The organism is Ancylobacter sp., from assembly GCF_965249975.1.
Taxonomy (GTDB): Bacteria; Pseudomonadota; Alphaproteobacteria; order Rhizobiales; family Xanthobacteraceae; genus Ancylobacter.
Genome location: NZ_CBDFNE010000004.1, coordinates 509,899 through 535,551, shown reverse-complemented (window position 1 = coordinate 535,551; position 25,653 = coordinate 509,899). Strand labels below are relative to the sequence as shown.

The 25,653-nt window shown below is 65.6% G+C and carries 24 protein-coding genes; 14 read left to right on the top strand and 10 right to left on the bottom strand.

Translation table 11 applies throughout. The annotated features are described in order from the left end of the window. Positions 1–7: 7 nt before the first annotated feature. The 7 genes from ACP2AH_RS07025 to ACP2AH_RS06995 all read right to left on the bottom strand — a co-directional run bounded on the left by ACP2AH_RS07025 (position 8) and on the right by ACP2AH_RS06995 (position 7,981). Positions 8–961, bottom strand: coding sequence for a FecCD family ABC transporter permease (locus ACP2AH_RS07025; protein WP_425105140.1), 954 nt, complete (start codon positions 959–961; stop codon positions 8–10). Then, complete coding sequence (locus ACP2AH_RS07020) at positions 958–1,983, bottom strand: FecCD family ABC transporter permease (protein WP_425105139.1); 1,026 nt, start codon at positions 1,981–1,983, stop codon at positions 958–960. Before ACP2AH_RS07020 ends, ACP2AH_RS07025 begins: the two co-directional genes overlap by 4 nt. Then, positions 1,970–2,902 (bottom strand): iron-siderophore ABC transporter substrate-binding protein, encoded by a 933-nt coding sequence (locus tag ACP2AH_RS07015; protein ID WP_425105138.1) that lies wholly within the window; start codon positions 2,900–2,902, stop codon positions 1,970–1,972. Before ACP2AH_RS07015 ends, ACP2AH_RS07020 begins: the two co-directional genes overlap by 14 nt. Then, positions 2,899–3,741 (bottom strand): (2Fe-2S)-binding protein, encoded by an 843-nt coding sequence (locus ACP2AH_RS07010; RefSeq protein ID WP_425105373.1) that lies wholly within the window; start codon positions 3,739–3,741, stop codon positions 2,899–2,901. The genes ACP2AH_RS07015 and ACP2AH_RS07010 overlap by 4 nt, the downstream gene beginning before the upstream one ends. Before the next feature lie 125 nt (positions 3,742–3,866). Then, complete coding sequence (locus tag ACP2AH_RS07005; RefSeq protein WP_425105137.1) at positions 3,867–6,338, bottom strand: TonB-dependent receptor domain-containing protein; 2,472 nt, start codon at positions 6,336–6,338, stop codon at positions 3,867–3,869. A gap of 105 nt (positions 6,339–6,443) precedes the next feature. Further along, on the bottom strand, positions 6,444–7,421 hold the full coding sequence (locus tag ACP2AH_RS07000) for a FecR family protein (RefSeq protein ID WP_425105136.1): 978 nt from the start codon (positions 7,419–7,421) through the stop codon (positions 6,444–6,446). Between the two features lie 62 nt (positions 7,422–7,483). After that, positions 7,484–7,981, bottom strand: a complete 498-nt coding sequence (locus ACP2AH_RS06995; RefSeq protein WP_425105135.1) for an RNA polymerase sigma factor — start codon at positions 7,979–7,981, stop codon at positions 7,484–7,486. 460 nt (positions 7,982–8,441) lie between these two features. Here ACP2AH_RS06995 and ACP2AH_RS06990 point away from each other — a divergent pair. Beyond that, positions 8,442–9,211, top strand: a protein-coding gene (locus ACP2AH_RS06990) for an IS5 family transposase (RefSeq protein WP_425105101.1) whose coding sequence is annotated in 2 segments (ribosomal slippage) — positions 8,442–8,756 and positions 8,759–9,211 — 768 coding nt in all. Because the reading frame shifts where the segments join, the coding sequence is not laid out codon by codon here. A gap of 147 nt (positions 9,212–9,358) precedes the next feature. Here ACP2AH_RS06990 and ACP2AH_RS06985 read toward each other — a convergent pair. After that, positions 9,359–9,913 (bottom strand): AAA family ATPase, encoded by a 555-nt coding sequence (locus ACP2AH_RS06985; protein WP_425105134.1) that lies wholly within the window; start codon positions 9,911–9,913, stop codon positions 9,359–9,361. Positions 9,914–10,371: 458 nt separating this feature from the next. Here ACP2AH_RS06985 and trbB point away from each other — a divergent pair, with 458 nt between their 5' ends. From trbB to ACP2AH_RS06930, 11 genes are read left to right on the top strand one after another with little or no spacing between them, the layout of a single operon-like run. Continuing rightward, complete coding sequence (trbB, locus tag ACP2AH_RS06980; protein WP_425105133.1) at positions 10,372–11,337, top strand: P-type conjugative transfer ATPase TrbB; 966 nt, start codon at positions 10,372–10,374, stop codon at positions 11,335–11,337. Further along, entirely contained in the window at positions 11,334–11,666 is a 333-nt protein-coding gene (locus ACP2AH_RS06975; protein ID WP_425105132.1) for a TrbC/VirB2 family protein, read from the top strand. Before trbB ends, ACP2AH_RS06975 begins: the two co-directional genes overlap by 4 nt. Further along, on the top strand, positions 11,666–11,935 hold the full coding sequence (locus ACP2AH_RS06970; RefSeq protein ID WP_425105131.1) for a VirB3 family type IV secretion system protein: 270 nt from the start codon (positions 11,666–11,668) through the stop codon (positions 11,933–11,935). Before ACP2AH_RS06975 ends, ACP2AH_RS06970 begins: the two co-directional genes overlap by 1 nt. 13 nt (positions 11,936–11,948) lie before the next feature. Continuing rightward, positions 11,949–14,387 (top strand): conjugal transfer protein TrbE, encoded by a 2,439-nt coding sequence (trbE, locus tag ACP2AH_RS06965; protein ID WP_425105372.1) that lies wholly within the window; start codon positions 11,949–11,951, stop codon positions 14,385–14,387. Next, positions 14,384–15,136, top strand: a complete 753-nt coding sequence (trbJ, locus tag ACP2AH_RS06960) for a P-type conjugative transfer protein TrbJ (RefSeq protein WP_425105130.1) — start codon at positions 14,384–14,386, stop codon at positions 15,134–15,136. The genes trbE and trbJ overlap by 4 nt, the downstream gene beginning before the upstream one ends. An 11-nt stretch (positions 15,137–15,147) precedes the next feature. Next, positions 15,148–15,417: a putative entry exclusion protein TrbK-alt gene (gene trbK-alt / locus ACP2AH_RS06955; RefSeq protein ID WP_425105129.1), complete on the top strand. Its 270-nt coding sequence runs from the start codon at positions 15,148–15,150 to the stop codon at positions 15,415–15,417. A 1-nt stretch (position 15,418) separates the two neighbouring features. After that, positions 15,419–16,648, top strand: a complete 1,230-nt coding sequence (gene trbL / locus ACP2AH_RS06950; RefSeq protein WP_425105128.1) for a P-type conjugative transfer protein TrbL — start codon at positions 15,419–15,421, stop codon at positions 16,646–16,648. Continuing rightward, the gene (trbF, locus tag ACP2AH_RS06945; RefSeq protein WP_425105127.1) at positions 16,645–17,334 is read left to right on the top strand and encodes a conjugal transfer protein TrbF; all 690 of its coding nucleotides are present in this window, start codon (positions 16,645–16,647) and stop codon (positions 17,332–17,334) included. The genes trbL and trbF overlap by 4 nt, the downstream gene beginning before the upstream one ends. Next, a complete protein-coding gene (gene trbG, locus ACP2AH_RS06940) occupies positions 17,331–18,314 on the top strand; it encodes a P-type conjugative transfer protein TrbG (protein ID WP_425105126.1) in 984 nt (327 codons plus the stop codon). Before trbF ends, trbG begins: the two co-directional genes overlap by 4 nt. Next, positions 18,311–19,492 carry a TrbI/VirB10 family protein gene (locus tag ACP2AH_RS06935; protein WP_425105125.1) on the top strand — a complete coding sequence of 394 codons (1,182 nt, stop codon included), beginning with the start codon at positions 18,311–18,313 and terminating at the stop codon, positions 19,490–19,492. Before trbG ends, ACP2AH_RS06935 begins: the two co-directional genes overlap by 4 nt. A 2-nt stretch (positions 19,493–19,494) precedes the next feature. Continuing rightward, positions 19,495–19,767, top strand: coding sequence for a DUF2274 domain-containing protein (locus ACP2AH_RS06930; RefSeq protein ID WP_425105124.1), 273 nt, complete (start codon positions 19,495–19,497; stop codon positions 19,765–19,767). Here ACP2AH_RS06930 and ACP2AH_RS06925 read toward each other — a convergent pair. Both ACP2AH_RS06925 and ACP2AH_RS06920 read right to left on the bottom strand, forming a co-directional pair. Further along, positions 19,727–20,644, bottom strand: coding sequence for a LysR family transcriptional regulator (locus ACP2AH_RS06925; RefSeq protein WP_425105123.1), 918 nt, complete (start codon positions 20,642–20,644; stop codon positions 19,727–19,729). The genes ACP2AH_RS06930 and ACP2AH_RS06925 overlap by 41 nt on opposite strands. A 38-nt stretch (positions 20,645–20,682) precedes the next feature. Beyond that, positions 20,683–21,303, bottom strand: a complete 621-nt coding sequence (locus tag ACP2AH_RS06920) for a TetR/AcrR family transcriptional regulator (protein WP_425105122.1) — start codon at positions 21,301–21,303, stop codon at positions 20,683–20,685. Between the two features lie 81 nt (positions 21,304–21,384). Here ACP2AH_RS06920 and ACP2AH_RS06915 point away from each other — a divergent pair, with 81 nt between their 5' ends. Together ACP2AH_RS06915 and ACP2AH_RS06910 are read left to right on the top strand one after the other, a co-directional pair. Further along, positions 21,385–22,497, top strand: a complete 1,113-nt coding sequence (locus ACP2AH_RS06915) for an efflux RND transporter periplasmic adaptor subunit (RefSeq protein ID WP_425105121.1) — start codon at positions 21,385–21,387, stop codon at positions 22,495–22,497. Then, positions 22,494–25,604 (top strand): efflux RND transporter permease subunit, encoded by a 3,111-nt coding sequence (locus ACP2AH_RS06910; RefSeq protein WP_425105120.1) that lies wholly within the window; start codon positions 22,494–22,496, stop codon positions 25,602–25,604. The genes ACP2AH_RS06915 and ACP2AH_RS06910 overlap by 4 nt, the downstream gene beginning before the upstream one ends. The last annotated feature ends 49 nt before the right edge of the window (positions 25,605–25,653 follow it).

The window sequence follows — 25,653 nt, the reverse complement described above, 5'->3', positions numbered from 1 at the left end:
TGTCGGTTCAGTCATTCCTTCGCCTCCATAACAGGAGCCCGATAAACGGTACGCCGATTACCGGCGTCAGCAGACCTGCGGGCAACTGCACGAGCCGCCCTACCAGATCGGCACTGCCCAGCAGGAGGGCCCCGCAGAGTGCGGCGGCCGGCAGGCGGATCGCGTGGCGGGAGGACAGGCCGCGGACCAGTTGCGGCGCCAGCAGGCCGACAAAGCTGATTGGCCCTGCCGCTGCGACCGATGCCCCGGCGAGCAGGGTGCACAGGGCGATCAGCACGGCGCGCATCGTCTGCAGCGGCAGGCCAAGTGCGCCGCTGACATCGTCGTCGAAGGCGGACAGATCGAGATCGCGCGCGAGGCACCACGTGATGGCAAGAGCCGGAAGCGACCACACGGCTAGCCATCGGAGCTTCGCCCAATCGGCGTTGTAGATGCTGCCGGCCATCCAGGCGAGCGCCCGCTGGACGTCGCGGATGTCGCCGAACACGGTGAGGAGCGAGGTCACAGCGCCTGTCGCCGCGCCGATGCCGATACCGACCAGTATCAGCCGGATCGAGGATGTGCCGCCTCGCCAGGCCAGTGCGTAGATCGCGGTCGCAGCGAGCGCGGCCCCGGCAAAGCCGGCGAGCGGCATGAGATGGCCGATCGCTCCCTCCGCGCCGATCACCAGCAGCGCGACACCGAGGCTTGCACCGCTGTTGATGCCGAGCAGGCCGGGTTCGGCGAGCGGGTTGCGCATCACTGCCTGGGTGATGGCGCCGGCGACGCCGAGGCAGGCGCCCACCAGCAGCGCGGTCGCGACACGCGGCGCACGAACCGTACCGACGATGATCGCGGCGATCGGCTCGCCCCGCAGCGCCGCGAGAAGGTTCTGCGGCGCGAGCCCGTTATCGCCCCAGCTCAGCGACAGCGCCGCGACGATCACCACCAGAACAATGAGGAGTGCGAGCCCGCGGTTCATCGCATCATCCCGCTGCGCCGGCGCGCCAGCGCGATGAAGACCGGGGAGCCGATCAGCGCCATGGTGATGCCGACCGGCAGGTCGATGCCGACGAGCCAGCGGATGCCGGTATCGGCGACAAGCACCAGCAGCGCGCCGAGCGGGGCACTGTAGGCCATGATCCATCGGTAGTCGGCGCCCACCAGCAGCCGCGCGGCGTGGGGAACCACGAGGCCGACGAAGCCGACCGGCCCGGCAAGGGCCACGGCGGAGCCCGCGAGCACCACCACCAGCAGGCCCGCGAGCAGCCGCCACCGCACCACGTTCTGGCCGACCGTGCTGGCAAGGTCGCCGCCGAGGCTCAGCGTCATGATCGGGCCGGCGGCAGCAAGAGCGCATGCCAGCCCGGCAAGGCCATAGGGTGCGAGCTCCGCCACGGTCGACAGCGATCGCCCCGTGAGGCTGCCGGCCGCCCAAAGTCTCAGATTGTCCAGCGTGCCCTGGTCCAGCAGCAGCAGGCTGGTGGTCACCGAGGTCAGGAATGCGGTCAGCACTGCGCCGGCCAGAGCAAGCTTCAGTGGCGTCGCTCCGCCGCGACCTATCGAACCCAGCGCATAGACGCAGCCGCCCGCGACACCCGCTCCACCGAATGCAAACCAGACCAGACTGCCGCTGGCATCGATACGGGTGAAGGCGAGAGCCAGCACGACAGCGAAGGCGGCGCCGGCATTGATACCGAGCAGACCCGGGGAGGCCAGCGGATTAGCCGTTACCGCCTGCATGATGGCGCCGGCAACCGCGAGCTGTGCGCCGACCAGAAGTGCGGCCAGCATCCGGGGCAGGCGTATGTCCAGCAGCACGATGTTTTCGCGCGAGCCGTTCGAGTGCATCAGGGCGTCAAGCCACACACCGGGGGCGATCTGCGAACTGCCTACCGTCAGGGCCCACAACGCCAGCGGCGGCAGCAGGGCAATGAGCAGCACAAGGCCGAGCGCCCGTCGGTTCCTGCGGCGGCGCGGCAGGATGGCATCAGGGTTTGGCAATGATCAGACGCTCGATGTCATCCAGCACGCGATGCGCGGAGGTTGTTCCGTTGAACTCCATCCAGGTGCCGGCATCCACCCGGTAGACGCGTCCAGCCTTCACCGCCGGCAGCATCTGCCAAAGCGGATTGCCGGTCACTTCCTCGTGCCGGCCATTGGTGTCTGAGTTGTTCGCGCCCCCGACGATGTAGAGCAGCACGTCGCCCTGGAGGTTGGCCAGTTCCTCCCAGTCAGGCCGCTTCAGCGTCGCGTCGCCCTGCGCTGTCTCATAATCGGTCCGCCGCACGCCGACATCGTGGAGCACCAAGAACGGGCCATAGGTGTTCGGCCCGTCGAGATTGACCTGGAAATCCCAAGAGGTAATCCGCACCACCGAGACCCGTTGGTCGGGAATGAGGGGCTTCAACTTCGCTACGCGGGCCTCATAGGCCGCGAGCAGATCCCCTGCCCTGTGCTCGCGGCCGGTGGCCTTGGCCAGCTGCGACAGAAAGGTCTTCCAGTCCCCCGCTGAGATCAGCAACGTTGGCGCCAGCTGCGAGAGCAGCGGATAGGCGCTGTCCGCCATGGAGACGCCGATGATGAGATCGGGCTTGAGCGCGACCAGCCGCTCGATGTTCGGCTCGAAGTAGCTGCCGAGATCGACGACGCCATGGCGCACGGCCTCATCGCGAAGGATCCGGTCGCTCATCAGCTTGAGCGGCGCCCCGACGATCGGCAGGCCAAGCTCCAGCCCCATGCCGAGGCTGAAGGTGGGGTCCAGCACCACGATGCGGGCGGGATCCTTCGGCACGCAGATCGGCGCATGCAGCACGCCGGCGTCGTCGATCAGCCGGCCGTCGCAGCCGCCCTGCGCATAGGCGGGAATGGCCGCGAGAACGAGCGCGGTCCAGCAGGCAAGAAGGGCGGCCCGAATTGTCATGAGGAGAGGTCTTTCGGCTGTCCGGCATCGGCGGAGGCTGTGTCGTCGAGCGCGGGCAGGCCGAGCCGGTGCCGCATCTGCGCCTCAATGCGTCGACGGCGCTCGTACGGAGTAACCAGTACGCAGGTCGAGCAGTAAGATCCGCCCGGCGCCGTGTAGAACCGGCAGCAGCCGCCGCGCGCGCGGAAGCTGCGGCGGGCAACGATGCGGCCCGGGCTCGCCTCGTCGCGTATGACGATCTCGAAGAAATGCAGCTGTCGGTTGGCGAGCGGCGAGCCGGGCGCCTTCAGGATGGCGAGCGCTTCGGCCTGAGCTTCCTCCTCACATCCGAACTGCCGGCCGGCTTCCAGAAAACGGGCGGCGACGGAATCCGAGACAAGGCGCCACATCGCCTGCCAAGGCAGGCCAGTGCGCCCCCGCAGACGATGGATCAAAGGCTCCATATGGGCCTCCAGCCCCTCGTGTAGCTCGCTGCGCAATCCTTCCCGATCGACGTGACGGCAGCTTGAGCCGCGGCGGGAATTGCTCTCCCGATCAGTCACGCAGCGCGGGTCGAGCAGTCGCAGCCGCACCCTCGGCCTGCCCTCGGCAGGCAGTTCGAAGGCCAGCGCACAGTTCTCCGGGACGAACGCCGGGACCAGCCCGTGCGACAGGTAGGGCGAGGCGGCGGCAATGCCGAGCACGCCGGCATATTCGGAGATGAAGTACGCCGCCGCGCCCTTGGCGTCGAGGCCGGGCGTGCCCGCCTGCTGGCGCGCCAGCATTTTGGCGAGAAACCGGTCGTCGGCGAACAGCGACGGGACGGGCATGAAGCCGGGCGCTATGGGCCCGATCTCCACCTCCGGCAAGGGCCAATGCTGCGCCATGACGCCGAAGGCGGCGCGAAGCTCTCGCGCCGCCGCGGTGGTGTTCTCGCGGTCGTCTGTCCATCCGCTCATGGCATTGGCCTTGTCACCGGCGAGGTTCAGAACGTCGCCCGGGCACGCACGCCGATCATGCGTCCGTCGCCGACGGTTGCTGAGGATGAGCTGCCGCTCACCGAGATCCCGGTCAGATACGCCTCGTCGAATATGTTTTTCGCGAACAGAGTCATCGACCAGTTCTTCGCCTCATAGCCAATCGCGGCATTGACGATGGTGAAGGCCGAGACCTGTTCATCCGCCGTATTGGCGACGTCGGCTGTGGAATAGTAGCTATCGGTATAGGCAAGATCAGCGGATACAAAGACGCCGGAGGCATGGCGGTAGATGCCGCCAACGTTGAAGGTCACCGACGGCGCTTCGGGGAATTCACCTCCGACCTCGATGCCCACCGCCGGAACGGCGCTGTCGAATTCAGTCTTGAGTAGACCCACCGAAGCGAAGGCGGTGAATTCCTGCGTCACCAGCGCGCGAAGCTCGATTTCGCCGCCATAAGCGTGGGCCTTGCCCACATTGGCAGTGATGGTCTGCGGATAGCCGAGGATGGGATCGTCGACGTCGGTCTGCAGGTCGCTGTACTCGTAGTAGAAGCCGTTGGCGTTGACCTCCAGCCTGTCGTCCAGCCACTTTGAGCGATAGGCCACCTCGTAGGCCCAGAGCTTCTCGGGATCGACCTCATAGACATTGCCGCTGCCATCGACCGCCGTGAAGCCGGCGCGGAAGCCCTCGCTCACCGTGAAGGCTACCGTCTGCCTAGAATCGATCGCGTAGGCGATGCCGATCTTGGGCAGCGCCACGAGATAACCGACGTCGGCGTCGTAACTGGAGGACTCATAAGCCGGGATTCCGGTCATGATCGTCTCGATCAGATTGAGAGTCCGGCCATCTGCCTCATTCTCCACCGTTTCATAGCCGAGGCGGCCACCGAACAGCAAAGTCCAACGTTCATCCAGCGCGTAGCGCAGATCGGCGTAAGCCGCATAGGACGTGATCAGATTGCGGGCGTCCAGCTCCTGGTAAAGGATCGGATCGACGATGCCGTATTCGGGAGCGGCTACGGAGATTTCGGAGTCCGGCTTGTTGCTGAACCGGCCATAGTTGAACCCGATCACGCCGCTCAGCGGGCGGACGCCCTCTTCGAGTTCGAGGCGAAGATCTTCAGTGAAGTCCTCACCCGCGCGCAGCTCGTCGCGCAGATACAATGTCGAGCCCGGCAGGCTGGAAATGTCGGCATCGGTTTCGATATAGGCCGTGACCGAGCGTAGCTTGACGCCTTCCGAAAGCTGCTGCGACACGTCGGCGATTACGGTCGTGACGTCGGTATATCGCAGTTCCGCTGCCGAGACGTCGCTGTTGAAGCGGCGATCGAAGAAGTTCGGGCCTGATGCCACCGGGAAGCCCGGCTTGTCGGAATTGTAGCTGACGGTGATCAGCGCCTCGAAGCCATCGAGCTGTTCCGGCGTGATCAGTACCTTGGCACGTAGGCTGGAGAACTCGTCATTGTCCAGGGGCCCGTTCAGGGGATCCGCGAAGGCGATCCCGCGATCACCTTCCAGATACTGGCCAGCGACGCGGAAGGCTAGCTGGTTCTCCGCCAGCGGACCGGACAGCATGAACGCGCCACTGCCTTGATAACCGGAATCGGACGAGTCCAGATAGTCGAACTCGGCCGCACCCTCCCAGTGCCAGGTCGGGTCATTGGTGTTGACCACCACCGCGCCGCCCATGGCGTTGCGGCCCTGCAAGGTTGATTGCGGCCCACGGAACACCTCGACATTGGCAACGTCCCAGGTGCCGCGATTGCCGCGCTGAATACCTTCGCCATTCTGCGAGGCACCATCGACGATCAAGGCGATGGTGGGAGAGGAATTGGTCGGCGAGGTGAGGCCTTGGGACGACAGACCACGGATGACGATGCCGCTGGAGCCGCGATTGGAGCCGGAAACGCGGGTGTTGGCGAGCTTGTTCAGCGCGCCGTTCAAGTCCTCGATCGCGTAGTCGAAGAACTGTTCGCCGGTAACGACGCCAACGCTGGAATAGACATTGGCGAGGTCGCGGGTCAGCTTCTCGCCGGAAATGGTGATGGCGTCGAGTTCGATCATGTCCTCGCCGACCACGACCGAGGCTGTGGAGCTGGAGGCCGGCGCTTCGATCGTCACCGAGCGCGGCGAGGTGAAACGCCAGTTGAGGCCGGTGCCGGCGAGCAGCTCCGCCAGCGCCTGCTCGGCCGAGCGCGCACCGCGCGCACCGGGCGAGGTGAGGCCGCGGGCGACGGCGCTGTCATAGACGATCTGTACGCCACTGGCCGCGCCGAAGGCGGCGAGTGCGCCGGAGACCGGGCCGGCGGGGATCGCGTAGACCGCGGTCTGCGCCGCCGCAGCCTGGGTCTGCGCGGCACCGGGGCCGGCAGCCGCGATACTTGCAAGAACGATCAGCGCGCAGCCGGCAAGCAGATGTTGGCGATGGCTCACATGCCGGCATCGGCGCGAGCGCGCGGTCAGGCTGATTGCGCTCATAGTCCAGTAATCCCCATCGTCTTGAGCCCCAGGAGCGCGTCGAGGCACCCCGTTAGGTTAAGACGACGGCGCGCGAGGAATCCGAATCTCTCACCGCGAAAAAAATCAGATCAGGATGACGATGTTTCCGGGAAGCCGCGTCTCGGTAAGCGCGAGTGCGGCGACGAGGTTGTCAACGATCTCGTCCGGGCGCTGGAGATGGAAAACGCCGTCCACCCGCCGTTTCCCGAGGCCCGGTCGCGCCAGCAGGACGCGGCCACGGCGATGGCGGTTGATGTCGTCGACGACTTCGGCGAGCGGACGGTTCTCGAACACCAGAAGCCCGCGCCGCCATGCGCCAGCAAGGGCCGGGTTCATCGGCTCCGCCACTGGCGGGTGGTCGGGGGCGAGGATGATTCGCTCGCCGGCATCGAGCCGGGCCGTGACGTCACCCGAAATGGCGAGACTGCCACGGGTACATTCGATGCGGATCGATCCCGAGCCGACCGTCAGCGTAAAGTCGGCATCGTTGGCGGAAATCACGCAGGGACCGGCGGTGACACGGAAAGGGAGGGCGCTGGCAGCGATGTCGAAGGCGGCGGCGCCGTTCACCAGCTTCGCTGTACGCGAATCCTCGGTCAGCTCGACATCAAGCGCGGTCGCGCCGTCGAGATGAATCATGGAGCCGTCCGGGAGGGCGAACTTAGCCTGCTCGCCAACCCCGGTCGCGTAGTCCGACATGATCTGGTCGAAGCCGGGGAGCAGCCCGAGCGAAACCCCGGCCCAGCCGGCGGCAAGCGCCGTCCCAACTCCAGCGAGCAAGAGCCGACGGGTCGGCGCCGGGCGGCGGAGATTGGCGTTCACTGCAAAGCCGGCGTGACGCCATGTCTGGCTGGCGAGACGAAACGCCTCCTCATGCGCTCGGCTGCGTCCACGCCAGGCCTGGAGCTGCTGAGCATCCTCGACCGTCGCTTCGCCGGAGGTGAGGCGGGTCACCCATCCGATGGCCTCGTGCTGCAGGGCATCGAGTTCCCTTCGGCCACCGGTCGTACCGCCCACCGTATCGTCACCCGATTCCATCGCGCCCAAAAACCGCTCGTCCAAGCGAAGCTCGCCGGCCTGTATAGGCGATATCCGGTAGACCGGGGAGACCATTGGTGCGAAGCCTAATCCAGCAGGCACTGGGCGCAGGACTCGAGCGCCTTGCGTATTTCGATATCGACAGTTCGTGTGGAGATCCCGTACCTCTCGGCAAGCTCGCGGTGCGGCACATTTTCGAGCCGCGAGGCCAGGAAGATGTCGCGCCGCCTTTGCGGCAGTTCGGCGAGTGCTTTGAGCACGCGGTCGACACTGTCCCGAGCGATCAGAAAGGCTTCGGGGTCGGCGCCGGGATCCGGCACATCGAGCAGGTCGTTGATCTCTGCCTCGGCCAGCCGGCGGCGGACATGGCTGCGGTTGACGTCGGCGATGAGATTGGACGAAATCCGGCGCAGATAGGCCGATGGATTGGCCAGCGCGGCGACATCGATTGCGGCGAGACGCAGAAAGGTCTCCTGCGTCAGGTCTTCCGCAATGGCAGAGGAGCCGGTCGCACGGCGGAAAAACCCAAGCACCGACGAGCGCTCAGAGACGAAAAGTGCTCGCAACCGATCCTTACTGCGCATTGGGAACCTACCCGCCTCATCCCAACAGGGTGACGGTTCTTAGGTGCCAATCAAACCAGAAATCAATATCCTGGTCCTATATTGTAATATTTTTTGTTATTGTTTAGATTATTTCTAATAGGACCTTGATATGATCAATTTTTGATGATCTGCAATTATTTTCTCTCGTTTTACATAAGGGCACCAATCAGCCTCCGACCATTCAGGCGATGGCCTCGCATCACGCCCGACCTACAAACCCCGCGGCAACGACCAAAACCGGACCTTATCGATGCCGGCTTAGGGTCAGTTTCGGCCTCGAACATTCATCGGCGATATGTCCGCTTCTCGTTTGATGCCCCCAACAGCGGACAGTCTGCCACCGGCCCCGATTGCGCCGTTCGGCTAGGTCACATACCCATAACCGGGATTCCCTGCGGGCTGGTGTTCTGATTCACTGATCTCAGCCTTGGAGGTAGAGATGGCCCGCTTTGATCTGACGGATTTTGAGTGGTCGGTGATCGAGCCGCTTCTGCCGACGAAGGTGCGTGGGGTCGCGCGGGCGGATGACCGGCGCGTTCTGAATGGCATCTTCTGGCGCCTGCGCACTGGGGCGCCCTGGGCCGATATCCCGGCGCGCTATGGCCCGCATACGACGTGCGTCAACCGCTTCAACCGGTGGCGCAAGGCGGGCCATTGGGCGCGAATTCTACGAGCCGTCTCAGCCGCTTACGATGGCGATATCCAGATGATCGACGCCTCGTCGATCCGCGTTCACCAGCATGCCGCCAACGGCCAAAAAAAGATGAGCGATCCCGTTGCATGGGTCGCTCGCGTGGCGGCCTGACCACCAAGATCCACGCCCTTGTCGATGCTGAAGGCCGACCGATCCGCCTCAAGCTGACCGAAGGCCAGGCTCACGATGGGCGCTCGGCCGCCGACATGCTGGACACCGTCGGGCCGGGAAACATCCTTCTCGCCGATAGGGCTTACGACAGCGACGCCTTGCGCGAAGAGATGAACGGGCGCGGAGCATGGGCCAATGTCCGCGCCATGCACAACAGGGTCAAAACCTTCGCCTTCAGCGCCTGGGTCTACCGCCAGCGCAACGCCGTCGAGCGCTTCTTCAACAAACTCAAACATTTCAGGGCCGTCGCCACCCGCTACGACAAGCGAGACGACAACTTTCTCGCGTCAATCCAACTCGCTTCAATCCGCATCTGGCTGCGAAGTTATGAGTCGGTCACCTAGTGATGGGGATCTCCCGCGGCGATAACCGGCTGGGGTGGTTTTCTGCCTGGCGGCTTTCGGGAAGTTGATTGCGATAGCTGCCGTTGGCGTGGTGGATCGACGCGACAGCTAGCGACCAGAAAACTGCCGAAGCGGACGTTTGAGTGTCTATGTCGGTCCAAAAAGCGCTCCTGCCATCGCCATACGTTGGGCCCGGGATCCCACGACCTCGAGAATACGTGGCCCGTTGTGCAATAGCCCCAGGTCATCTTCGCGCAGCATGGTTTTGAGGCGCCTGTCGACGCAACTCCGCAATCGAGGAAGTTCAATTTCGACCGGGATCTCATCGGGAGAGGAGAGCGGGACAAAAATCACAGCATCGAGCATGGCGAGCGCTTTGCTAACGTTGGCCAGTTCACGGCCACTCGGAAGCCACTCAAAGCCCTCACCAGCGCTGACCACCTCCAGATAGGCTAGAAAGTCGAGTGGACAGCGATCGAAAATCACGTCCCGGCCACCGGCATGATCCAAGATCAGCTTGCAGCTTTCGGCAAGCTGCTTTTCAAGATCACCTGTCGTCGCTCCATTGACAAATGCGAAGCCTTGCTGCTCAAGAAGCCAATAGGGCTCGGGCACGCTCTCAAAATCGCGATGAACGGCTGTGAAGTCGTCGATAAATGTCGTCTTGCCACTACCATGCGTCCCCGTCACTGCAATATGCATGATGCCCTCCCTCCAGGAGCATCTACGACGTCGATCTCACACGAGCAAGAACAGCCGTATCAGGTCATCCGAACTACCGAAGGCCCTTATTGCTCGGGTCGGCGACTGCTAATCTCGTCTTTCATCTCAAAACACTCAGTCAGCTTCCGGCTCCCTTGAACCGCTGTTTCTGGAAAACGGTCCAAATGCCTCGAACGACCACGATGGGGTCGGCTGCGGAAGGGCAGCTATGGACACGGCTGCAGCCGAAAGCTGGCAGACTGCTGTCGGCCCCAAAACCGGCCGTTCGCTGCAGCCGCGGCGAACCTCGGCCTATGGCGCAACTCCGCCGTTCGCCTGTCATTGCACGCCACGCTGCGATGCGTAGGGAATCCTGTTGAACCGGCCCAATATCGGGCTCTTTTAATCATCCCCGACCGGGATGAGATCGTCAGGACCCCGGCATTGTCGGGGTCTGGATGGCAGCACATCATCAGGGTATTGCCCGCGGTGCGCGGATGCTGCGCACGGCGCTCGGGAAGGCCATCGCCCGGCACTTGGAAGACCCCTCCGTCGTCGAGGTGATGCTGAACCCGGACGGGCGGCTGTGGATCGACCGTCTCTCGGAGGGACTATCCGACACAAGTGAGCGGCTCTTGCCCGCTGACGGCGAGCGCATCGTGCGGCTCGTCGCGCATCATGTCGGCGCCGAGGTGCATGCCGGAGCTCCGCGCGTTTCGGCCGAACTGCCCGAGACGGCAGAACGGTTCGAGGGCCTGCTGCCGCCGGTCGTCGCGGCACCGACATTCGCCATCCGCAAGCCCGCCGTCGCGGTCTTTACGCTCGAGGACTATGTCCGCGCCGGGATCATGTCCACCGCACAGGCCGGCGCTTTGCGCCAGGGTGTCGCCTCTCGCGCCAACATCCTGGTTGCAGGCGGCACATCGACCGGGAAGACGACGCTCACCAACGCGCTACTCGCCGAGGTCGCGAAGACCTCCGATCGCGTTGTTCTGATCGAGGATACGCGCGAGCTGCAATGTGCGGCGCCGAACCTCGTCGCCCTGCGCACCAAGGACGGCGTCGCTTCGCTGTCCGACCTTGTGCGCTCGGCGCTGCGCCTGCGGCCCGACCGGATCCCCATCGGCGAGGTGCGCGGCGCAGAGGCGCTGGACCTCCTGAAGGCCTGGGGCACTGGCCATCCCGGCGGCATCGGCACCATCCATGCCGGCAGCGCCATCGGCGCGCTGCGCCGGATGGAGCAGCTCATTCAGGAAGCCGTCGTCACCGTCCCGCGCCCGCTGATCGCCGAGACCATCAATCTCGTGGCCGTGCTCTCGGGGCGCGGCGCGGCGCGCCGGCTCACCGAACTCGTGCGTGTCGAGGGCCTTGGCCCCGATGGCGACTACCGCATCACCCCTGCTTTCACCGGAGATCCCACATGATCCGATCGCTCCATCGCGCTGGCAGCGCCGCCCGGTTGGCCGCGTTTGCCGCCTGCATCAGCCTGATGGCCACGGCCAGCGCTTATGCCTCTGGTTCCTCCATGCCGTGGGAGGCGCCGCTGCAGTCCATCCTTCAGTCGATCGAAGGCCCCGTCGCCAAGATCATCGCCGTCATTGTCATCATCTCGACCGGGCTTGCGCTGGCCTTCGGCGACACGTCGGGCGGCTTCCGCCGGCTGATCCAGATCGTGTTCGGCCTGTCGATCGCCTTTGCCGCATCGAGCTTCTTCCTGTCCTTCTTCTCCTTCGGCGGCGGAGCGCTTGTCTGATGGCGGAGCCGATCGACGTCCCCGGCTTCAACGTTCCGGTCCACCGGGCGCTGACCGAGCCGATCCTGCTCGGCGGCGCGCCGCGCGTCATCGCCATCGTCAATGGCACGCTTGCCGGGGCCGTGGGTCTCGGCCTGCGCCTGTGGCTGGTCGGCCTCGCCATCGGGATGATCGGCCATGTCGCGGCGGTGTGGGCAGCGAAGCGCGACCCGCTTTGCGTCGAGGTGGTGCGCCGCCATTTGCGCATCCCCGCGCACCTCTCAGTCTGAGCGAGGTGCCATGATGATGAACCTCGCCGAGTATCGTAACCGCAACCGCCGCCTTGCCGATTTCCTGCCCTGGGCGGCGCTGGTCTCTCCCGGCATCGTGCTGAACAAGGAAGGCTCGTTCCAGCGCACGGCACGTTTTCGCGGGCCAGACTTGGACAGTGCTGTGCCCGCCGAGCTGGTCGCGGTCGCCGGGCGGCTGAACAACGCCTTCCGTCGCCTCGGCTCGGGATGGGCGATCTTCGTCGAGGCACAGCGCCATACTGCAGGGACCTATCCGGCGAGCACTTTCCCGGATGCCGCTTCCGCTTTGGTGGACGCCGAGCGGCGGGCCGATTTCGAAGAGGCCGGCAGCCATTTCGAGTCGAGCTATTTCCTCACCTTCACCTTCCTGCCGCCGGCCGAGGATGCCGCGCGCTCCGAAGGCTGGCTCTATGAAGGGCGGGACACGGCGGGTCTCGATCCCCATGAGACATTGCGCGGCTTCGCCGACCGCTCCGATCGGCTCCTCAACCTTATCGACGCCTTCATGCCGGAATGCCGCTGGCTTGATGACGGCGAAACGCTGACCTACCTGCACAGCTGCGTCTCGACGCACCGGCACCGTGTTCGAGTGCCGGAGACGCCGATCTATCTTGACGCCCTGCTTGCCGATCAGCCGCTCACCGGTGGGCTGGAGCCACGGCTTGGCGATCAGCATTTGCGGGTGCTGACCATCACCGGCTTTCCCACGGTGACGACGCCCGGACTGCTAGATGAACTGAACCGGCTGGCCTTTCCCTATCGCTGGTCCACACGGGCGATCCTGCTCGACAAGACGGATGCGGTCCGGCTGCTGACCAGGATCCGCCGCCAGTGGTTCGCCAAGCGCAAATCCATCGCGGCGATCCTGAAAGAGGTGATGACCAGCGAGGCCTCCGTCCTCGTGGACACCGATGCCGCGAACAAGGCTGAAGATGCCGACCTCGCGCTGCAGGAGCTTGGCGCAGAACATGCCGGCATCGCCTATGTCACCGCGACAGTGACCGTGTGGGATGCCGATCCGCGCATCGCCGACGAGAAACTGCGTCGGGTCGAGAAGGTCATCCAGGGTCGCGACTTCACGGTGATGACCGAGACCATCAATGCCGTCGATGCCTGGCTCGGCAGCTTGCCCGGCCACGTCTATGCCAATGTCCGCCAGCCGCCGATCTCGACGCTCAATCTCGCTCATATGATCCCGCTGTCAGCGGTGTGGGCCGGCGACAGTGCCGACGCGCATTTTGATGCACCGCCGCTGCTGTTCGGCAAGACCGAGGGCTCGACCCCATTCCGGTTCTGCCTCCATGTCGGCGATATCGGCCACACCCTCGTCGTCGGCCCGACCGGCGCGGGCAAGTCGGTGCTGCTGGCGCTGATGGCGTTGCAATTTCGGCGCTACGCCGGTGCGCAGGTGTTTGCCTTTGATTTCGGCGGGTCGATCCGGGTGGCGGCGCTGGCTTGTGGAGCGGACTGGCACGATCTCGGTGGCGAGTTCAGCGACGGGAGCGCTGAGACTGTCGCGCTCCAGCCGCTGGCGCGCATCGATGAAGCCGCGGAGCGCGCTTGGGCCGCCGATTGGCTGAACGCCGTCCTCACCCGCGAAGGTGTTCCCATCACGCCGCAGGTGAAGGAACATATCTGGACGGCCCTAACCTCGCTGGCCTCCGCGCCGGTTGAAGAGCGGACCCTGACAGGTCTCTGCGTCCTCCTGCAGTCCAACGACCTGAAGCAGGCACTGCGCCCCTATTGCATCGGTGGCGCCTGGGGCCGGCTGCTCGACGACGAGAGCGAGCATCTGGGCGCGGCCACGGTCCAAGCCTTTGAGACCGAGGGATTGATTGGCACGGAGGCCGCGCCGGCGGTTCTGGCCTATCTGTTCCATCGGATCGAGGACCGGCTCGACGGATCACCGACCCTCATCATCATCGATGAAGGCTGGCTGGCGCTGGATGACGAGGCCTTCGCGGGCCAGCTGCGCCAATGGCTGAAGACGCTGCGCAAGAAGAACGCCAGCGTCATTTTCGCCACGCAGTCGCTCTCCGACATAGATGGCTCGGCGATCGCACCCGCCATCATCGAGAGCTGCCCAACCCGGCTCCTGCTGCCAAATGAGCGGGCCATCGAGCCGCAGATCACCGCCATCTATCGCCGCTTCGGCCTGAACGATCGGCAGATCGAGATCCTCGCGCGGGCGACCCCGAAGCGCGACTACTATTGCCAGTCGCGGCGCGGCAACCGGCTGTTCGAGCTCGGCCTGTCCGACGTCGCAATGGCACTGTGCGCCGCGTCATCCAAGACCGATCAGCAGGCCATCGACAAGGTCTTCGCCGCGCATGGCCGCGACGGCTTTCTGGACGCCTGGCTGCGTCATTGCGGCCTCGGCTGGGCCGCGGACCTCATCCCCAACCTCGCCAATCTGGAGACGCAGCTATGACGTTGTTCCGTTCGCGCGCGCTCACCGTCGCCGTCGCGCTGCTGACCGCGCCGCTCGCCCTCGCACCCGTGCTGTCCCCGTCCGCGCAGGCCCTCACGGTCCATGACCCGTGGAACTACGCGGAGAACATGATCTCGGCCGCCCGCGCGCTGGAGCAGATCAACAATCAGATCACCTCGCTGCAGAACGAAGCGCAGATGCTGATCAACCAGTCGCGTAATCTCGCCAGCCTGCCGCATTCCTCGTTGCAGCAGATCCAGCAATCGGTCCAGCGCACCCAGCAGCTTCTGGGACAGGCGCAGAGCATTGCCTTCGATGTCGGCCAGATCGACCAGGCCTTCCAGCAGCGCTACGGCAGCATCCCGCTCTCGGCCTCCGATGCCGAACTCGTCGCCGGTGCGCGCTCGCGCTGGCAGACCACGGTCGGCGGTCTGCAGGACGCGCTGCGGGTGCAGGCGGGCGTCGTCGGCAATGTCGACGCCAACAAGGCCGAGATGGCGACCCTCGTCGGCCAAAGCCAAGGCGCCAAGGGCGCGCTTCAGGCGACGCAGGCCGGCAACCAGTTGCTCGCGCTGCAGTCGCAGCAGCTCTCCGACCTGATCGCGGTGATGTCCGCCAATGGGCGCGCCGAGGCGCTGTTCGAGGCGGAACGCGCGACCGCCGCCGAGCAGGGACGCGAGCAGCGCCGGCGCTTCCTCACCCCGGGCGCCGGCTATCAGGCCGGCAATGCTCGCATGTTCCGCAACTGAGGGAGGCCGACATGGACGCAGCCATGCTGGCCCGGCTCGGCGCGGTGATCTTTGTGGCCATCGCCGGCACGGCGGCGGTCCTGGAGATGAGCCGGGAGGAGAAGGTGCCGGAGCCTTCACCCATTCGGACGGTCGAGGCCGCGCGCGATCCTCTGCGCGATGAGCAGCGCCGCTGTCAGCAGCTCGGAGAAGCTGCCGCGCAGGACGCCCCTTGCCTGAAGATCTGGGCGCAGACGCGCGACCGGTTCCTCAGGCGTCCCGCGTCGAATGAGGGCCACTGAGATGGGTGGCACCGGCGTCATCGACACTTTCCTTGGGGTCTTCACCTCCTATATCGACAGCGGCTTCGGCCTGCTCGGCGGCGAGGTCGCCTTCATCGCCACCACGCTCATCGTCATCGACGTGACGCTGGTGGCGCTGTTTTGGTCGTGGGGCGCTGATGACGACATCATCGCCCGGCTCATCAAGAGGACCCTGTTTGTCGGCGTCTTCGCCTACATCATCGGCAACTGGAACAACCTCGCCCGTATCGTCTTCGAGAGCTTTGCCGGGCTTGGGCTGAAGGGCTCAGGAACAGCATTTTCCGTCAGCGACCTCATGCGCCCGGGCAAGGTGGCGCAGACCGGGCTCGATGCCGGCCGTCCCTTGCTCGACTCCATCTCCGATCTGATGGGCTGGGTCGCCTTCTTCGAGAACTTCATCCAGATCGCCTGCCTGCTGTTTGCATGGGCGCTGGTGCTGCTCTCCTTTTTCATTCTCGCGGTCCAGCTCTTCGTCACCTTGATCGAGTTCAAGCTGACGACGCTCGCCGGCTTCGTGCTGATCCCCTTCGGCCTGTTCGGCAAAACCGCCTTCATGGCCGAGCGGGTGTTGGGGAACGTCGTCTCCTCCGGCATCAAGGTAATGGTGCTCGCGGTCATCATCGGCATCGGCTCCACCCTGTTTGGCCAGTTCACCGCGGGGTTTGGGGGACAGACGCCCACCATCGATGACGCCATGGCCATCGTGCTGGCTGCCCTTTCCCTGCTCGGCCTCGGCATCTTCGGCCCTGGCATTGCCGCGGGCCTTGTCTCCGGCGGCCCGCAGCTGAGCGCGGGGGCCGCGGTCGGCACGGGCCTCGCCGCCGGTGGCGCGCTGATGGCCGCCGGCGGTGCGGCCAGCCTCGCCGTCCGAGGCGGTGGGGCGGCGCTCTCCGCGACGGCGGCTGCTGCGCGAGGTGGAGCGACGGCCTACAGCATCGGCGCGGCAGGCCAGTCCGGCATGGCGGGTGTCGCCTCGGGACTGGGTGGCGTCGCGCGGGCTGCGGGCTCCGCCGCCATCTTACCGCTCGCGAATGCGGTCGGCGGTACCGCCTCGGCTTCCTCGGCCGGCGAGATCCCCGATTGGGCCAAGCGCATGAAGCGCGGCCAGTCGCTTCGCCATGGCATCTCCGCCGCCGCCCATGCTGTGCGCTCCGGTGACAGCCATACCGGCGGCTCTTCCGTCTCCCTGTCTGAGAGCGACCGCTCATGAGCCTCTTCAAGCGACCCGCGACCCATTACGGCACCTCGCCTGAGCCGGTCACGCCCTATCAGAAGGCGGCCCAGGTCTGGGACGAGCGCATCGGTTCGGCCCGTGTGCAGGCCAAGAACTGGCGGCTGATGGCGCTTAGTAGCCTGTTCCTCTCGGCCGGCTTTGCATCAGTGCTGATCTGGCAGTCGACGCGGGGCACCGCCGTGCCCTGGGTGGTCGAGGTCGATCGCCTCGGCCAGACACAGGCCGTAGGGCCAGCCACCGGCGATTATCGTCCGACCGATCCGCAGATCGCCTGGCATCTTGCCCGCTTCATCGAGCAGGTTCGCAGCCTGCCGGCTGATCCCGTCATCGTGCGGCAGAACTGGCTCAGGGCCTATGAATTCACCACCGATCGCGGCGCCGCCGCTCTGAACGACTATGCCCGCGCCAACGATCCCTTCACGCGGGTGGGCAAGCAGCAGATCGCCGTCGAGGTCTCCAGCGTGATCCGAGCCTCGCCGGATTCCTTCCGCGTCGCCTGGGTCGAACGACGCTATGAGAACGGTCAGCTTGCCGCCACCGAGCGCTGGAGCGCGATCCTGACCCTGGTGATTCAGCCGCCGCGCGATGCCGAGCGCCTGCGCACCAATCCGCTCGGCATCTATGTCAACGCCATCAGTTGGTCGCGGGAGATGAGCCAGTGAACACGTCTTTCCGTAAACCCGCATCTCAGGCTCTGCGCCGATCCGCCTTTGCGGTTCTTCTGCTCTCGGCGACGATGTTGGGCGGCTGCGCCTCGGCTCCGAAGCCGCCGAAGATCAGCTATGACAGTGACGTGCCGGCCATGCCTGCGGTGCCAGCCGTCGTCACCGATGAGCGGCCGCGCCCGCTCCATACGCCTCCCGCATGGACGCCGGCCAAGGGCGGCACGGATGCGAAAACCCCGGTTGACCGCGTCGAGAACGCCAATGCCGCCGCGCGGGTCGAGCCGCGCCGCGAGGGCTATTACAACGCCATCCAGATCTACCCGTGGAGCGAAGGCGCGCTCTATCAGGTCTATGCCGCGCCCGGCCAGATCACCAATATCGCGCTGGAGCCGGGCGAGAGCCTGACCAGCGCCGGCCCCATAGCGGCGGGCGACACCGCCCGCTGGATCATCGGCGACACCGAAAGCGGCGAAGGTGCAAGCCGGCGCGTGCATGTGCTGGTGAAGCCGACACGAGCGGACATTACCACCAATCTGGTCATCACCACCGACCGGCGCAGCTACATGATCGAGCTGCGCGCCGGCGAGAAGCCCTACATGCCGGCCGTCGCCTGGGCCTATCCGCAGGTTCCGGGAGCGCAGCGCCCCAGTGCTCCGCCGACGCCAATTATCCCGGCCTCTATGGCCCGCAATTACCGCTATGCGCTCACCGGCGACACGCCGCCCTGGCGGCCGATGGCCGTCTATGACGACGGGCGCAAGGTCTATGTCGAGTTCCCGCGCGGGGTCATTCAGGGCGAGATGCCGCCGCTCTTCGTCATTGGGGCGGACGGGGAAGCGCAGATAGTCAACAGCCGTATCCACCAGAACATCCTGATCGTCGACCGGCTGTTCGGTGCGGCCGAGCTCCGCCTCGGCGGCGGTGAGCGTCCACAGAAGGTGCGGATCGAGCGCACGGACGGGAGGCCTGCATCATGAGCAATCTGGACAATCATGACCTCGAGGCGGATCTCGGCGCTCCGGCCGTCGATCACGCCGCCGCCATGCGGCTGCGTCCCGAGCCGCCGCGCGTCACGCGCCTCTCGCGCAAGGTCCTCGCTGGCGCCGGGCTGGTCGTCAGCCTCGGCATAGGTGGCGCCCTGATCTATGCGCTGCAGGGTCGCGACAAGGGCACCGGCGGCGAGGAGCTCTACTCCACCCAGAACCGCTCCACCGCAGATGGTCTTGCCGGCCTGCCGCGGGACTACACCGGGCCGATCCTCGGTCCACCGCTGCCGGGCGATCTCGGCCGGCCGATCCTTGATGCGCAGAACCGCGGCCAGCCCTTCGTGCCGCCGACAATGACCGCGCCACAGGTCGATCCCGAGCAGCAGCGCCGTCTCGCCGAACAGGAAGCCGCGCGCACCAGCCGTGTGTTCTTCCAGGCTGCGCAGGCTCGCGCGCCGGCGTCGTCAGTGACGGGTGCTTCCGGCTTCAGCGGCCTTGGCGCTGCCGGACCCGGTGGCGCGCCCTCGACCCAGGATCGCCAACTCGCCTTCCTCAATGCCACTGTCGATCGACGTGTGGTCGCGTCCGATCGGGTCATGGCGCCGGCGTCGCCCTATGTTCTGCAGGCCGGCGCCGTCATCCCCGCCGCGCTGATCACCGGCATCCGCTCCGACTTGCCCGGCCAGATCACCGCCCAGGTCACCGAGAACGTCTATGACAGTCCGACCGGCCGCATCCTGATCATCCCGCAGGGCACACGCCTGCTAGGCCAGTACGACAATGGCGTCGGGCTCAGTCAGCGCCGCATCCTGCTGGTCTGGAACCGGCTGATCTTCCCCAATGGCCGCTCCATTGTGCTGGAGCGCCAGCCCGGCACGGATGCGCGGGGCTATGCCGGCCTCGAGGACGGCGTCGACATGCACTGGTGGGATCTCGCCAAGGCGATCGGCCTCTCGACGCTGCTCTCCGTCAGCGCCGAACTCGCCATGGATGATGAGGATGAACTGATCCAGGCGCTCCAAAGCGGCGCGCAGGACACCATCAACGATGCCGGCCAGGAGATCATCCGCCGGCAGTTGCAGGTCACGCCCACCCTGACCATCCGGCCGGGGTTCCCGGTGCGGGTCATGGTCACCCGCGACCTCGTGCTCGAACCCTACAGGTACTGACCATGGCGAAGCTGAAACTCGGCCCCATCCCGAACGACAAGCTGGTGAAGGTGGCGCTCTCCCTACCCGGCGCGCTGCACCGCGATCTTGTCGCCTATGCCGAAGTGCTCGCTCGGGAAACCGGTCAGCCTGCACCAGACCCCGTGAAGCTTATCGTGCCCATGCTGGAGCGTTTCATCGCCACGGATCGTGAGTTCGCCAAGGCGCGCCGCGAGACTGGCAGCGCCGCGAGGATCAGCGCGTCGCAGACCGCGCCTGGGCCATCTTCCGTGTGAGGCTGAGCAAGGTGCGCACCGCCGGGTTGTCGTTCTTTGGCGAATAGATCACCGAGAACGGGATCACCTCGCCGGCGAGCGGCCGGTACACCACTTCCGGCAGGCTGATCACCGCCTCGGATTCCAGCACAGGGACGATCCCACGCCCCGTGGCGACGAGACCCAGAAGGCTATAGCGCGCGACTTGCTGCGTGCTGATGCGCGGCGAGATGTCGAGTTCCCGGAATTTGCGTTCAAGGAAGCCCCGCACCTCATTGCCGGAGCCCTCGGTTCGGACCAGAAAGGTTTCATCCGCGAGATCTCGCCAGGACAGCACATCCCTTTGGACCAGAGGATGAAGCCGCGGCAGCGCGAACAGGAGTGGTTCGCTCCACGCGGAGATCGCATCACAGTCCGGCCAGCTTTGCCGGCCCAGCACGAATGCGGCGTCGAGATCAAACCGCCGTATCGCGGCCGCTTGAGTTTCAGCCGGCGCTTCGACAAAGTCGATGTGAACACCCGCGTAGCGGCTGTCATAGGTCTGGAACAGGTCGCGCAGAAAGCCGGAGGACAGGTTCGAGAACAGGCCAATTTTCAGGTGGCCTTCCTCGGCCCGCCCGAGCGCAGCCGCTTCCACCGTCGCCTCGCGGATTTGATCGAGCGCCTGACGCGTGCGGTTCAGAAAGCGCTGCCCCGCCAGAGTAAGGTTCACCCCGCTTGAGTGCCGGATGAACAGCGAGACGCCGATCTCGTCTTCGAGGTCACGCACGCTCCGGCTGATGGATGATTCCTTTACCTCAAGCGCCACTCCGGCTTTTCGGAAGCTTCCGTGCTCGGCGGCCGCCACGAAATAGCGCAGGTGGCGCAATTCGATGGAGGTGAAAAGCCGCGCAGCCATTCAGGCTCTGGCGTGTTGAGAAGGTGCAAACGACACCGTCATTGCCGTGGCTTTGCAACAGCAGTCATCGCGGTGGTCTGGGCCATCACGCTGTCGGCCGCGGCCCGCAGGAACTGCCTCGACATCTCCTTGTCGTTGACGGCGCGCGCGAGCAGCACGGCGCCGACCATGGTGGCGAGAACAGCCATGGCCTTGCTATTTGCCTGGCCGCCCTCCGAGCCCTTGGCGTCAGCCTCGCCGATCCAGCCGCCGACCAGAGCGAGATACTCCTTAAATCCGCCTTCAAACGAGGTCCGCACATCCGGTCCCTGCCGGGCCGCATCCGAGCCGAGGGCGACGACCGGACAGCCTTCCGCCCTTTCGGCGCAATGCCCCTCGCTGAGATAGAACTGAACCACGGCGGCGAGCGGCTCATCGGGTCGCGAGGCGGCGGCGGTGGACCAGCGGCCGAGCGCCTCCTCCAGGGCCCGCCGGGAGGCCTGCACGACCAGATCCTCCTTGGATTCGAACTGCTTGTAGAAGGCGCCCTGCGTCATGCCGGCGCCAGCCATCAGGTCTTTGAGCCCAATGCCGTCAAAACCGTGCTCGCGAAAGAGCCGGCTCGCCACATTGATCACCGCCTGCCGGTTCTCTTCCGCCTGGGTGCGACTGACACGCATGGCTGATCTCCATTTAGATTGCGTTCGACTTCTATATCTATTATAGCGGTCAAATGCAATCTAATCTGGCAGGCGGCGGACATGAAGAGGCTCGCATTCATTCTGGCAGGTGGCGCGATCGCGGCGGCCGGCGTCATCGGCGCTGTCGGGCTATCACTTTCCTTTCCCCACGCCGGGCCTGTGAGCGATCCTCGGCAGGAAGCTCCGCTCGTTCGCGTGGCGATGGCCGCTCCCGTAAAAGGCATCGAGCGTAGCTTCACAGGGCTGATCGAGGCCCGGGTGCAGAGCAATCTCGGCTTCCGCGTGCCCGGCAAGATCGTCGAGCGGCTGGTCGATGTCGGTCAGACCGTCAAGGCGGGCCAACCCTTGATGCGGATCGACGACACCGATCTGCGTCTTGCGCTGGCTGCCAAACGCAACGCCGTGGCCGCTGCCCGCGCGGTGCTGGTTCAGGCCAGCGCGGATGAGAAACGCTACGCCGCGCTGGTGAAGGGTGGCCTTGCCGCAACCCCTCAGCGTTACGAGCAGGCCAAGGCCACGCTGGACACCGCGCAGGCGCAGCTCGACACGGCGCAGGCGGACGCCGATGTCGCCGAGAACGAGGCCACCTATTCCACGCTGACGGCCGGCGCGGACGGCACCGTCGTCGCCACGCTCGGCGAGCCCGGGCAAGTCGTCGCTGCCGGCCAAACCGTCGTCCAACTGGCCCATGCCGGGCCGCGCGAAGCCGTCGTTGCGCTTCCCGAAACGATCCGCCCGGCGCTGGGGTCGTCGGCCAGGGCCAGCGTCTATGGCCGCACGCGCACGCCCAGCACGGCACGGCTGCGACAGATTTCCAATGCCGCCGATGCCCAGACCCGCACCTATGAAGCCCGTTACGTGCTCGATGGCCCAGCGGCCTCGGCCCCGCTCGGCTCGACCGTGACCATCACCATCGCCAGCGGCGAGGACCAGCCCGCCGTGACCGTCCCCATCGGCGCGGTGCTGGATGATGGCGCGCGCACCGGCGTCTGGGTTGTCGATCGCGCCTCGTCCTCCGTGCGCTTCGTCCCGGTGGAGATTAAACGCCTCGGCGGCGAGGAGGCCACCCTCACCGGCGTCGTTCTCGGTGCAGAAGTCGTGGCTTTGGGTGCGCATCTGCTGAAGGACGGCGCGACCGTGAGAACAGCCCTGGTCACGGGGAGCGCCCCATGAGCTTGAATCTCTCCGCGCTCGCGGTTCGCGAGCGGGCTGTCACGCTGTTCTTCATCGTCCTTCTGGCGACTGCGGGCGTCTACGCCTTCGTCAAGCTCGGCCGGGCGGAAGATCCCTCCTTCACCATCAAGACCCTGACGGTCACGGTGGCCTGGCCGGGCGCCACGGCCCGCGAGATGCAGGATCTCGTCGCCGAGCCGCTGGAAAAGCGCATTCAGGAACTGACCTGGTACGACCGGGTCGAGACCATCGCGCGCCCCGGCTTCGCCTTCTTGACAGTCACGCTCAAGGACAACACGCCCCCCTCGGCCGTCGAGGAGGAGTTCTACCAGGCGCGCAAGAAGATCGGCGACGAGGCGCGCAATCTGCCGCCCGGCGTCCTTGGCCCCTTCATCAATGACGAGTTCTCCGACGTGAGCTTCGCCCTCTACGCTCTGAAGGCGAAGGGCATGCCCATGCGCGAGCTGGCACGGCAGGCGGAGGTGATCCGGCAGGACCTGCTGCACGTTCCCGGTGTGAAGAAGATCAACATTCTAGGCGAACGCCCCGAGCAGATCTTCGTCGAGTTCTCCTACACCAAGCTCGCGACGCTGGGCGTGTCCGCTCAGGACATCGCCACCGCCCTTCAACGCCAAAACACGGTGACGCCGGCGGGCTCCATTGATACGCGCGGACCGCAGGTCTTCATCCGCTTCGATGGCGCCTATGACAGCCTCGAGGCCATCGCCGACACCCCCATCGTCGCCGGCGGCCGCACGCTCAAGCTCTCCGATGTCGCCGAGGTGCGGCGCGGCTATCAGGATCCGGAAAGCTACATCATCCGCCATGACGGCGAACCCGCCATCATGCTGGCGGCGGTGATGCAGCAAGGCTGGAACGGGCTGGAACTCGGCAAGGCGCTCGAAGCCCGCTCCAGCGCGATCGCGGCGACACTGCCGCTCGGCATGACGCTCGAAAAGGTCAGCGATCAGGCCGTCAACATCGACGCGGCCGTCGGCGAGTTCATGCTGAAGTTCGTCATGGCGCTTGGCGTCGTGCTGTTCGTGAGCCTCGTCGCCCTGGGCTGGCGCGTCGGCATCGTCGTGGCGCTCGCCGTGCCACTGACGCTGGCCGTGGTCTTCCTCATCATGCTGGAGACCGGCCGCTTCTTCGACCGCATCACGCTGGGTGCGCTGATCCTGGCGCTCGGCCTGCTCGTCGACGACGCCATCATCGCTATCGAGGTGATGGTGGTGAAGATGGAAGAGGGCATGGACCGCATCAGGGCCGCCGCCTATGCCTGGAGCCATACGGCGGCGCCGATGCTCTCGGGCACGCTGGTGACCATTATCGGCCTGATGCCGGTCGGCTTCGCCGCCTCCGCCGCCGGCGAATATGCCGGCAACATCTTCTGGGTGGTCGGCTTCGCGCTGATCGTCTCCTGGATCGTCGCCGTGGTCTTCACCCCCTATCTCGGGGTCAAGATGCTGCCCGCGATCAAGCCGATCGAGGGCGGCCACCACGCGATCTACAGCACCCCGAACTATCAGCGCCTGCGTGGCGCGATCAAATTCGCCGTGCGGCACAAATTCATGACCTGCGCCGTGGTGGGCGTCGCCATGGCGCTCTCCGTCATGGGCATGGGTGCCGTCAAGCAGCAGTTCTTCCCGACATCCGACCGCCCCGAGGTGCTGGTCGAAGTGCGCATGCCGGAAGGCAGCAGCATTGAGGCCACGACGGCCGCCGTCGAGAAGGTGGAGCGCTGGCTGCAGGAACAGCCAGAGGCGACGATCGTCACCAGCTATATCGGCCAGGGGGCACCGCGCTTCTTCTTCGCCATGGCGCCGGAACTGCCGGACCCGTCCTTCGCCAAGATCGTGGTGCTGACCCCGGACGCGGAAGCGCGCGAGGAACTGAAGCACGATTTACGCGCGGCCATCGCCGAGGGGCTCGCACCCGAGGCCTATGTGCGGGTGACACAGCTCGTTTTCGGTCCCTACACGCCGTTCCCCGTCGAATTCCGCATCATGGGGCCCGATCCGGAGGAGCTGTATCGCATCTCCGAGAAGGCCCTTGCCCTCATGGCCAGCGTGCCGGATGTGCGGCAGGCCAACCGCGACTGGGGCAACCGCGCGCCCGTACTGCGCTTCGTTCCCGACCAGGACCGGCTCAACCTGATCGGCCTATCGCCCGCGGAGGCGGCCCAACAGATGCAGTTGCTGCTGACCGGCCTCACCGTGACGCAGGTGCGTGAGAACATCCGCAACGTGCCCGTGGTAGCGCGTAGCGCCGGCGAGAACCGTCTCGATCCGGGCCGGCTGGCGGACTTTTCCCTGATGAGCCGCAACGGGCGGCAGGTTCCGCTCGATCAGATCGGCCATTCCGAAATTCGCTTCGAGGAGCCGATCCTGAAGCGTCGCGACCGCACGCCCGTCATCACCGTGCGCGCCGACATCAACGAGGCCACGCAGCCGCCGGAAGTCTCCAAGCAGGTGATGCAGGCGCTTCAGCCTCTGATTGCGTCGCTGCCGGTCGGCTACCGCATCGCGATGGGCGGCAATATCGAGGAATCGCTCAAGGCCAATGTCGCGCTGGTGAAGATCTTCCCCCTGATGATCGCCGCGATGCTCATCGTCATCATCCTGCAGGTCCGCAGCCTCTCGACGATGACCATGGTGATGATGACCGCGCCGCTCGGCCTCGCCGGCGTTGTGCCGACGCTGATCCTGTTCAATCAGCCCTTTGGCTTCAACGCCATTCTCGGCCTGATCGGGCTCGCCGGCATCCTCATGCGCAACACGCTGATCCTCACCGAGCAGATCAAGGAGAACAGGGCCGCCGGCCTTGACGATTATCATGCCGTCATCGAGGCGACCGTCCAGCGGACGCGTCCGGTGATCCTGACCGCGCTGGCGGCGGTGCTGGCCTTCATTCCCCTGACCCACTCCGTGTTCTGGGGATCCATGGCCTACACGCTGATCGGCGGCACCGCCGTCGGCACCGCGCTGATCCTCCTGTTCCTCCCTGCGCTCTACGCCGCCTGGTTCCGCATCAAGCCGACCGCAGACGAGGCCTACGCGGAGGCCGCCCGGACGCCTGTACCGCACCCGGCCCTGGCCGCCGAATGAGAGCCTTCAGGCGCTCTCATCTCAAAGCAATGAACAAAGGAACGATCAT